We start from the raw sequence: 10,403 nt of genomic DNA, 5'->3' as shown, positions 1-10,403 counted from the left end.
ACTCGCCAGCCAAATGGGCACCGACCGCAACGTTGTCATCGAGGCACTGCGCCAAGAGGTCATCGAAAGATTCCGAAACTACAACCCCGAGGAGAACCAGCAGTGACCGAAACCACCGACACCGCAGCAGCAATCGAGAGCACCGGGGACGAGGAGCCCACCCCGCCAGCCGACGACACCGAGGCCCATGAGGACGGCCAGGAGAACCGCGAGGCCGCCAAATACCGGCATCGGGCGAAAGCCGCTGAGGCAGAGCGCGACCGCCTCGCTGAACGGGTGACCGTCTTGCAGCGCGCCGAGGTCGAACGCCTGGCGGCGGCGAAACTGGCCGATGGACAGGATGTTTGGCGTGACGGCGCCGAACTCGCGGGCCTGCTCGACGACAACGGCGACGTCGACCCCAGCAAGGTTGACCAGCTGATCACGAGCCTGGTTGACGCGCATCAGCATTGGCGCAAGCTGGCGCCGGCCGCGCCGCCCGCGTCGACCGTCACGTCGGACGGCAAAATCACCGGCGACACGCAACCGAAATTCGTGGACGCGTTCCGTCCCCGCAGCGGGTAGAATCAGCTGGTGCGGGCCGCTGTTCGGCCAGGCGCCGACCGGCCCGCACCGTTCACCCCAGCGGGGTACCGGCCACAGCACCAGGTGTGCAGCCGTTGAAAACCAAGTTCTCACAATGTTGCCCTGAATCGTGTTGTGACCGAATGAAAGTAGAGACCCCCCGTGAGCACACTCACGACTACCACCACCACCTATCCGTGGCGCCCCGATGAAACCTTATTCGCCGCAGACGAAGTCGTCGGCGACGCGCTAATCCTGCAGACCTCGACCATCGCCGGCACCGTGGACGGCGACCAACCCGCCGTCCGGGTGGCCTACGTCAACGACGCCGAGTCAGCCGACTATGTGGCTGAGGGCGCCGAAATCCCCGAAGACGACCCGGATCTCGCTGAGGTTGTCGTCCGCACCAAGAAAATCTCCCGCTTGGTGAACCTCTCAAATGAGCAATTCAGGCAGGCCATGACAGCCCAGCAGCTCGCCGAGTCAGTGTCGCGCGACCTTGTACGGAAGGCGGACAACTCCTACATCGCAGATGTCGCCAACCCGACCGGTCTCCTCAACATCGTGAACACCGTTGGCGGCACACTGCTTTTCACAAAGCTCGACAACCTGGTGGAGCTCATCGCCAAGCTGGAGGTCAACGGCGCGCAACCAAGCCACATCATCGTCGACCCGCTCGGCTGGGCCTCCATCCGCAATATGAAGGTCGCCACCGACTACAACCAGTCGCTGCTCGGCGCGGGTACCACCGACGCCGTGCCGATGCTGCTGAGCTTGCCCGTGCTCCGTTCCCGGTTCATCCCCGCCTACCACGGACTCGTCGTCGACCGCAACGCCATCGTGTCCGCGATCGGCCCAGTGTCGATCGCCACCTCCGAACACGTCCTGTTCTCCAAGGACTCGGTACAGCTCCGCGCAACCTGGCGAATCGGATGGGGCGTGACCCGCCCCGACTGGATCGGCAAGTTCAGCATGGAACCCGGCACCTAAAGGCCGTAAGCCCGTTCAGCGCCAGGGTTTACTCCTTGCCCCCGGACGCTGAACAACCCGGCCGGGTCAGAGCGCGAGGCATCGTCTCGGACTCGCGCTCCCCGGCCGGAACCAAACGAACGGAGATACCCACCATGCCGCGAGCACCACGACACTGCGGCTATCAAGGCTGCCTCGAACTGGTCTACCCGCCGGATCGACGCTGCCCCGACCACATCGGCTGGAAGACCAGCCCCCGCACCGCCAGCTCCCAGCGCACAGGTAAGACGGCGTGGAAACGCCTACGTAATCAAGTGCTCCAACACGACGGCCACCAGTGCCAGATCAAAGGGCCGGGCTGCCTTGTCCACGCCGACCAGGTTGATCACATCGTGCCCGTCCACCTCGGCGGCACCGACGACCCGTCCAACGCACAGAGCTGCTGTAAACCCTGCCACGATTGGAAGACCGCCCGCGAAGCCAGGGCAGCCCGCGGATGACCCGGATACCCCCGCGAAAACCCCAGACTCAGGCGGAACCCGAGCCGCAGCGCCTCCCGCGCCGCGAAGGCGGGTGGGGAAGGCTCCCCCAGGGCCTCGCAGCCTGCCGGAAGGCGCTGCGGATTTTGGTCTGTACGGTTTCCCGAGTTTCGGGCCTTGTGGGCGGCAACACGCGCTGAGCAGCGTCTTTGATTGTCGGCGGTGCTCGGTACAGTTTTGGGCATGACTTCGGGTATAGCGCCGCGCACAGCTGAGGTTGTGTCCTGTACCGACGTCGAGGCGATGACGGAGGGTCAGTTCAAGGTCTTCGAGAACCGGCTGCGGCGGGCCGCCGTGCGGCAGGGTTATCGGTTGGAGAAGTCGCGCCGGCGGGATGAGCGGGCGATCACTTACGGCCTATATCGCCTGGTCGACATGTTCAACGGCGAGATAGTCGGCGCTGGTCTCATCGCGCGGGGCCCAGGTGGTTACGGCCTGGATGCCGCTGCGGTGGCGGCAAAGCTGTATGGCGAGGAGGATGACGGGGACCAGCGATCGCGGTGAGCCGTAGACGCAAGCCGACGCGCCGCAGGGTTCGCGCGGACCAACCATATGACCCGACGGTGTTTCCGGAGGAAGAGATCCACCGCGATCATCGGGTCAGCGTGCTCGGGGCGCCCGTTGATGGCTGGGTCTTCGAGCTCGTGTATCGATATGCGATTTACCACGGACGGAATGTGGATTGGGCGATCATGATTTTCGCTCGCCGGGTCGAGGACATTAGTAACCCCGAGCGCCGAGGCGTCGAGAGGATCGACATCTGTCATTCAGAGGTTCACGTTCACGAATTCCGACAGAGTGACGATCCAAGCGATGACCTGGGACGACGTGTGAGTCTTCTGTCGCTCTCTGCTGGTGACGAGGCTAGAGTGAGTGTTGAGTTCGACGTGCAGTTGATGCGGCTTAGCCGAGAATGGCCGGAGAGGGTTCGGAGGTGGATCGATGGTTGATTCTCACACCATCGCCACGTTCGCGTTTGCTCAGCTCGAACGCGACCCTGACTTCCACGGGCAATTCGGCTGGGTACGCAACACCGTGGTGTGCGTCGAATCAGACCTTGCTGACGACGTTCTCTCGGGCCAGATGCTGCACTACTTCCCCGATGGAGGCACAATCGCCTGCTACTACCCGAGAGAGCAACGGTTCGTGTTCGTTCGGGTTGCAGCGCCCCAAAAGGCGAGCTCAACCGGGCCCGCCCTCCCAGACGCACCGTTTACGGCGCATGACAAGCATCGGAAACTGACCGTCGGAATGCTGATCGACGCCATGTACCCGGACTGGAGCCAACTACGTCGGTTTAGCTACGAGCAGATGGTCGGCGAGGTCTCGACCGTCGAAGTCGAAAAACAACTGGTTCTCCGCTAAGGAATTGATCGACGTTTGTCGGTAGCGTTACGAATGATGGCTTTGCTACTTGGCCGACTTGCCGCTCCTTGGCGACTTCTCGGCCTTGGTGGCGCCTGACCCTTGCGGTTTTGCCGTCGTGATGTGTGGTCGAGGCGGGTACTGCTTTGTCTGCCCAGCTGATCGAAACACAGAGTCAGACTTTCCACGGTCACCTGTCGTAGGCTGGTTAGCGCTGATGAAGGGAAGCTGAGTCATACGAGGTTCTCTCCTGGGTTGAGTTCCGGCCTGTAGTAGTGCTTCCTGTTGATCCACTTGAATCCCTCATGCGGGCTGATGGAAGCCACTTCGACCGGTCCACCAACAGTATCCGCCCCAATGCGGAACCTTGCATACCCCTCTGTGGTCACCACCATGAACCGCGCCAGCTCAATGGCATCCGGTAGAGGCATGCCCGGCTGGACCGGGTCCAGCTTGTACGAGGCCAGCGCGGCATCTATCTGGTTCTCCGCCACGTTGCGGTCGATACCTTGTGAGGTGCCCGCTGTGATGAGGGTCTCCCGGAGCTGGGTGTCGTAACCGTTGAACAACCGATCTACCGCATCAGGCTGTGCGTACGCCTTGTACCCGTAGTCGACGTCCTTCAACACTTGACGGGGTTTCGGAGCCACGGTTTTACCGGAAAACTCCAGCAGCCACGCCTCGGCCTGGTCGCAGTTGGACGAAATCCCGACTACAAGGTAGCCGAGCTCTGCTGGAAATTCCTCCCACTCTGCGTCTTTCGCCGCTTGCGCGAACATCTTTGATGCACGGATCGCCACGTCTTTCACTGTGAAGTTGCCGATGTCCAGCTCGTCATCACTGAAGTTGGCATCGCGGCCCATCAGTCGCAGACGAAAGCTTTTTGATAACGACGAGATGCTTGCTGGGCCAACGACTCCCAGGCCCCACGTCATCGCGGCTATCGGTAACCGTCGGTGAAGGTGGAAGATCTTGTCGGCGTTGTTGTAAACCTGTTGGATCATGTGTCCGCTCTGCAACGCCGCGGCCAGTGTGGTCGCCGAGTCTGTCGCGAGGACGATCCCGTCGAACACCTTCACGTAGAGGGCGACCGTCACACTCGGCAATATCGCATACCGGCAGTCAGATTGTCGGATTTTTGCCCGCGTGCCGATCCAGTTCTCCGGGCCCACTCACCGGGTGTAGGCCCCCTCAGAGGCGGTGACAACGCGTGCGCCCAGTAGCGGCAAGCTCTGGGTACGATAGTCAGAAGTCGGCAAATCCCTTCTGTGTCCGACTCATTGCCTTGATATCTGACAATGTTGCGGGTCACGGCAGGGTCACAACACGGCCGGATTTACCCATACTCACCGACACTCAGCTAAACCTATTCCCGCAGGTCGCAACCGAAACGAAACCCATGCGAACCCGCCTAGATCCCTCTGACCGACTTCCCAAGCTGAATACGCGGGTTCGATTCCCGTCATCGGCTCCACGTTCGAGCCGGGCAAAGACGTCATCCCGCGTTTTCGGCGCTGCCGCAGCATCTGCCCGCGTTTGGCTCCCGCACGTTACGGCTATGCTACCGACTCCGGTTGGGAGATCATGTTTGCTGCAGCGTTATCTGGAGGAGCCTTTCTGCTGCACACGTGCGTTAGGATCGCATCTCACGTTGTTCGCTGTTGGAGAGGGATCGCCTGAATGACGGACCAAGTCCCGGAAGACGTACCGCGGCGGACGACTACCGCAATGCCTTCCCGCGCGGCTTCTCGTTCGGCTGCGGCCTATGCCGGAAGCCCATGTGTCGCCTGAACGGGCCAGAAGGCTTGACGCCTTGCCCTGGGCGGTGCAACCTGTGATATAGGCCATACATGACCACTGGTCACACCGGTCGGAAAGGCGAAGACTCATGAGTACGAGAGACAAGTACACGGACGTGCCCACGCCGTACTCCTGGGAAGTCCCCAGTGTCGGCGACGCGCGCTTCACCTGGGAATACGACGAAGGACGTGCCCGGCTCCTGTCCCTGTACCAGAAGGGAAAGGACAAGCAGTGGGATGCCCAGTCGCGCATCGACTGGGCGCAAGACGTCGACCCGCACAACCCAGTGGGACTGCCTGACGAATTCCATCCGCTGTTCGGCAGCCCGATGTGGGACGCCGCAGATGAGGCACGTCGCGCCGAGATGCGCCAGCACTCCCAGGCCTGGCAGTTCTCGCAGTTTCTGCACGGCGAGCAAGGCGCGATGGTGTGCGCGGCTAAGATCGTCGAGGTAGTCCCGGACCTGGACGCGAAGTTCTACGCGGCCACCCAGACCATGGACGAGGCCCGGCACGTCGAGGCGTTCTCGCGGTTCCTGCAGGAGAAGGTCGGCCTGGTCTACCCGATCAACAAGCATCTGACCGCCCTACTGGACGACACGCTGCGCGACTCGCGCTGGGACATGCCCTATCTCGGGATGCAGGTACTCATCGAAGGGCTCGCGCTCGCCGCCTTCGGGGTGCTGCGTGATCTGGCCGCGCCGGACTCGCTGGCCAAGCAGGTGCTGGCCTACGTCATGCAGGACGAAGCCCGGCACGTCGCCTTTGGCCGCATCTCGCTGAAGGACTACTACTCCGCGCTGACCGACGCCGAACGGGACGAGCGCGAAGAGTTCGTCGTGGACGCCTGCTACTTGATGCGCGACCGGTTCCGCGGCGAGGAGGTTTTCCAGACCCTCGACCTGGACGTCCAGAAGTGCGCCGAGTGGGTCGACACGTCGCCGCTGATGATCCAGTTCCGCTCGCACCTGTTCAGCCGAATCGTGCCAATAGTCAAGGACATTGGGCTGTGGGGCGATAAGGTGCAGCAGGCCTTCCGGGACATGGGCGTCCTCGACATGGCCGGCTTCAACATCGAAGCGCTGATGAAGGCCGATGAGGACCAGGCGGAGGCACTGGACAAAGCACACGCCGAGATGGCTGACCGAGCCCGCGAGGTGGACCAGGTGATCGCGGCGGGCGCCAGCTAGTCAGCCCGCCGCCTGAGCCGGCGCCGTCGTCGCGGCGTCGGTCGCGAAGAATCCCCGTAACGCGTCGGCGATCTGGGCACGAATCGGGGCTCCGGAGACGACCACGTCCACCATGGACAACGACAGGTGCGTGTGTCCGCAAGCCCGCACATGCCGGGTGGGAACCCCTGCTGCCGCAAGCGCTTCGGCGTACGCGTCGCCTTCATCGCGCCGCGGGTCGAACTCTGCCGAGACGACGATCGCCGGGGGCAGGCCGGACAGATCCCGCGCACGCAGCGGGGCGATCCTCGGGTCATCGGCGTACGCCGGGATCGGCATAGTGGTCGAAGAACCATCGCATCATCGGGGCGGTAAGCCCGTAGCCGGCGAGCTCGGGATCGAGACGCTCCTCAGGCAGTGGCAGGCCGTCGAGTGAATACATCACCCGCGGACCTGTCGGCTTCGTCCGGCAGGCCGATGCGGCGCATCGCATAAACACTGCACGCGGCATCGCGCACCCACGTGTACCGGTAATCCCAATTACATTCGCCGCCAATCCCTTCCGGCTGGCTCGATGTCGCCGCAGCGATGATCGCACCATTTTGGGTGTAATCCAGCAGCTTCAGCGTCAGCGCCGAGCGTCGCACCAGCTCTCGCTGCGGTCCGTCGTAGGCGATACCAGCCGCCAGGCCCACACCGTGGGAGCCAAACTGCGGCACGCCAGTGCCCGCCTACCCACCATGGTGGCCGCCAAACCGTCACCAGCGAACTGATTTTCGGAGCACACATCAACATCGAGTAGGCGCAGCGCGGCAGGCGACCCTCAAAATCAAGCCCGCCGACGCGTTGCCGCACTCCAAGACCGGGCCACGCCGGATGGATCCGCCCTTCGCCCCGCCTGGTCGCCAACAATTCACGTACCAGCCCGATACACACCGTCAACGCCCGCGACATAAAGAGTCGAAACAGTTCTGCGGGCGCTTCGAACCAGCACCGCAACGGCATTCACGTGTTCACTCACCCCGAGGCGTTGCATTCGAAGCTCTGTTGAGTAACCATAACGGCGCTTTGCAAGCATCCGCCTAGCTGCTGTTGGCCGTAGGCGTTGGGGTGCGCGGCTTCGTTGACCCTGCCGTCTTGCGTGTGGAGGCTGATCCAGCGCACCCACTCGCTGTCGGACTTGGATCGCGGAGCGTCCAAGCTGTCTCCGTCTGTTGACTGCCCTACCCCCTTGGCGCAGACCTCATGGCCGTCCAGTGCATGGTAAAGGTCTAGAAAGTCAACACCACCGACAGTTGTGGCCACTTGACGGAGTGCGTCCGAGATGGCGCGGATTGCTGTGCCGTATGCCCAATCCGAGTCGTCGTTGAATAGCGGGCATCCCCCGACCTGCAATCGTATCCTGACGTTTTCCGGGTACCGATTATTCGCCGCGGGGGGTACGGGCGATGGATAGGATTGAAGGACCAGGCGATAATCGGAATCACGGTATCCGGCGTTGGTCATTGTGGTGCGAATTGACTGCAGGGCTCTCGTTACCCCGTCCTGCATTTTCACCAACAGTTGTGGCAGTAAGGGTGCCTCGCTGATGTGGCAGTGCACGCCGCTGCTGAGGAAGGCTTTGATGCAGGATCTGATCACGCCGCCAACATTGAGGTCGTTGCCGCCTATCGACAGGACGACCAGTTTGATGTCCTTGCTCTGGGCATACTGAGCGAGCTGATCGACTTGTATCGGTTCACCTTTGAATGGGACTTTGTAGATGCTTTCGGTAGTGGCACCAGAACACGCGACGTTAATGCGATCGTCTTGGGCGATGTCATAACTTTGGTCGCCGACTTGAACCTGGTAAACGTAGGTGATCTCAGCGCCGTTAGATCGATCACATCCGTTCGCGTACGAAGTTCCATATACCCGCTGGGGGTTGTGTGAGCACAGCCGTTCCCGTGGCCCGCATAAATACGCTGCGCGGTCAGTACCCTTCCGGCTGCCCGGCAGCGGCGCGATTGCGTTTCCCTGCCAACGCCCGGCCTCGCCTGATATATAGCTGTCGCCGAGGGCTATGACAGCGGGAGGTTTAGCGCCAACCGGGGGGCTGGCCAAGGCAGAGTGTGAATCGACGATGACCGACGCCGCCAGGATAAGGACGGAGCCCATTGCTGTTGCCGCGGTGCGATGAGTCATCGTTGGGATCCGGATCAGGAGGTGTCGGCGCCCCAATCGATAACTTCGCCCGCCTTTCCAATAGGTAACTTCGTCGCTGGGTTGGGCGGACGGATTGCACGGACTTGCACGGGAGCCAACCAGATAGCGGTACTTGTCGTTGCTCAACCTGTCGGCAGCATCCGAAATTTCAGTCACGCCCGAAATCTACAGTGCCCATGAGCATTTCGTTAGGGGATAGCGTAACGAATCGGTACCGATGAAGCTAATATGATCCTAATTTGTGCTGAATTACGCTGTTCTTAAACCACTTTGGTTGCGTTCGGGGCCGTCGCCAGACGCTGCAGCGTAGGGGCCGGAAGCGAGTCCTCGTTGCTGATTTGCCGACTTCGACGGCCTCGACAGCGGGCGAAATCGTACGCAGAGCGCAGATCGATCTTTGCTAATCTGCCGCGCGCGTTGCACTGTATCTGACTGTGCCTGAGGCTATTTACGCCCCGCGCAGGCCCCAAGATACGTCGTGGTTGAGCCGCCTCGCGTTTTCCCCGGACTGCAGGCCTTGTTTCCATCTACGCTGCGAGCTGCAGACAGAGGTACGCGGCGCAGAACTCACACGGCGACTGGTAGCCGAGCGCCGGGTCAATTCCGTTTTAGCACGCAATGATCCGTCAGGCAATGCTTGACTAGGACCGAAACCACCGCAGGCATTTCATCGCCGCGGATTCCGGGAGAAGTGCCGGAGGGCCTTGATCGTCCCGTCTACAGCGAGCGTTGAGTTACTCAATAGCCCTGGCGCCAAACCGAATACAGTCGGCTAGGCACAGCGAACCTGCGCTAGACACCTTCTGCGAGAAACGCCGGCAAAGAACGATAACCATCAAGTCGGCGCCTGAAAACGGATTTCGGCAAACCTGCCTCCGGCGCTAGCACGCCTCTGCGAGCCAATATTCACAACTTTGGCTACTACCGAGAAATCCAGCCAGGGATGCCAACGTCAGGCGGAGGCTGGGTTGGATCCAGCGATGCGCCCCCGCTGAAAGTTGTTCTGGCGGGGGATCTTAGCCTTGGGGGTCAGGAAGTGATGAGACCCGCGCGCGAGTTCTCAGCGTGGAGTTGAGTTAGGTAACTCGGCGGTAGCGACGCTTGAGTACTGGCAGCAGCGAGCCGCAGCGTCGCATGACACAAAAGTGGGATGAAGTTCTCACCCTTCCCGGCGCTCAGTGGGGACGCATAATCACTGCATTTCAACTGCGAGACTTATTGTTAGAGAACCTCGGACCGCCGCGGTATCCTCCAATCGGCCGATCCAGGGGTCCTTCGATTAGCGGACCACAGTATCCTCCGATCGGGGGATAGAAGCGTACACCTGCACCTGCCGCCCGCCATACACACCGACTGCGACATACCACGTGGAGGTCCGGGTGAGGCAGCAGTGCAGCCAAATTGAGTGCTGTGAAACGACCATCGCCGAGGATTCCTTTTGCCCCCGCGCCTACCATCCGGACCGCGAAACCGTCACCAGCGAACCAATTTCGGAGCGCACGTCAATACGAAGCTACGCCCTGCGGATCCGAACGCCCTCAACATCCGGGCCCAACATGACCGCGACCAAGTCGACAGCAAAATCAGGCATTTCGGCATCGACGGCCTTCACCGCCCTTACCCTAACCGCCTACGTTAGGGTTAGGAGGGGCCGCCCGGCGAGCCTTCAACCGGTCCGCCTAACAGCTAATCCAACACTCGCACAAGGGATACAAGACAGTTCCCACCTCGATAGACCCGACTTGGCTCCAACTTGTTTCAGCTTCGATACGCTGCTGCTGAGGCGATCACCC

At 61.5% G+C, this 10,403-nt stretch carries 10 protein-coding genes; 6 read left to right on the top strand and 4 right to left on the bottom strand.

Annotation, left to right across the window (positions count from 1 at the left end):
• The first annotated feature begins 102 nt into the window (after positions 1 to 102).
• The 5 genes from F0Q45_RS20840 (at position 103) to F0Q45_RS20820 (ending at position 3,437) form a co-directional block, all read left to right on the top strand.
• Entirely contained in the window at positions 103 to 564 is a 462-nt protein-coding gene (locus tag F0Q45_RS20840) for a hypothetical protein (protein ID WP_149655751.1), read from the top strand.
• A gap of 162 nt (positions 565 to 726) precedes the next feature.
• Positions 727 to 1,554, top strand: a complete 828-nt coding sequence (locus F0Q45_RS20835; RefSeq protein WP_149655750.1) for a phage major capsid protein — start codon at positions 727 to 729, stop codon at positions 1,552 to 1,554.
• Positions 1,497 to 2,033 carry an HNH endonuclease gene (locus tag F0Q45_RS29985; protein WP_306439461.1) on the top strand — a complete coding sequence of 179 codons (537 nt, stop codon included), beginning with the start codon at positions 1,497 to 1,499 and terminating at the stop codon, positions 2,031 to 2,033. Before F0Q45_RS20835 ends, F0Q45_RS29985 begins: the two co-directional genes overlap by 58 nt.
• A 222-nt stretch (positions 2,034 to 2,255) precedes the next feature.
• Positions 2,256 to 2,576 (top strand): hypothetical protein, encoded by a 321-nt coding sequence (locus tag F0Q45_RS20825; protein ID WP_149655748.1) that lies wholly within the window; start codon positions 2,256 to 2,258, stop codon positions 2,574 to 2,576.
• A gap of 438 nt (positions 2,577 to 3,014) precedes the next feature.
• Positions 3,015 to 3,437, top strand: a complete 423-nt coding sequence (locus F0Q45_RS20820) for a hypothetical protein (protein WP_149655747.1) — start codon at positions 3,015 to 3,017, stop codon at positions 3,435 to 3,437.
• A 233-nt stretch (positions 3,438 to 3,670) separates the two neighbouring features.
• Here the strand turns inward: F0Q45_RS20820 and F0Q45_RS20815 are convergent, their stop codons facing one another.
• Positions 3,671 to 4,534: a hypothetical protein gene (locus F0Q45_RS20815; RefSeq protein WP_149655746.1), complete on the bottom strand. Its 864-nt coding sequence runs from the start codon at positions 4,532 to 4,534 to the stop codon at positions 3,671 to 3,673.
• A 791-nt stretch (positions 4,535 to 5,325) separates the two neighbouring features.
• Here F0Q45_RS20815 and F0Q45_RS20810 point away from each other — a divergent pair.
• Positions 5,326 to 6,426: a ferritin-like domain-containing protein gene (locus F0Q45_RS20810; protein ID WP_149655745.1), complete on the top strand. Its 1,101-nt coding sequence runs from the start codon at positions 5,326 to 5,328 to the stop codon at positions 6,424 to 6,426.
• On the opposite strand, the gene F0Q45_RS30310 is transcribed toward F0Q45_RS20810, so the two are convergent.
• From F0Q45_RS30310 to F0Q45_RS20795, 3 genes are all read right to left on the bottom strand, one after another.
• Positions 6,427 to 6,744 (bottom strand): alpha/beta hydrolase fold domain-containing protein, encoded by a 318-nt coding sequence (locus F0Q45_RS30310; protein ID WP_149655744.1) that lies wholly within the window; start codon positions 6,742 to 6,744, stop codon positions 6,427 to 6,429.
• Between the two features lie 71 nt (positions 6,745 to 6,815).
• Positions 6,816 to 7,124, bottom strand: coding sequence for a glycoside hydrolase family 15 protein (locus F0Q45_RS30305; protein ID WP_262491089.1), 309 nt, complete (start codon positions 7,122 to 7,124; stop codon positions 6,816 to 6,818).
• A 298-nt stretch (positions 7,125 to 7,422) separates the two neighbouring features.
• Positions 7,423 to 8,766, bottom strand: coding sequence for a GDSL-type esterase/lipase family protein (locus F0Q45_RS20795; protein WP_149655743.1), 1,344 nt, complete (start codon positions 8,764 to 8,766; stop codon positions 7,423 to 7,425).
• Positions 8,767 to 10,403: the final 1,637 nt, after the last annotated feature.

It is taken from the genome of Mycobacterium simiae, assembly GCF_008370645.1.
GTDB classification, from domain to species: Bacteria; Actinomycetota; Actinomycetes; order Mycobacteriales; family Mycobacteriaceae; genus Mycobacterium; species Mycobacterium simiae_A.
The sequence above is the reverse complement of the archived record's forward strand: the minus strand, read 5'-3'. Positions and strand labels throughout refer to the sequence as shown.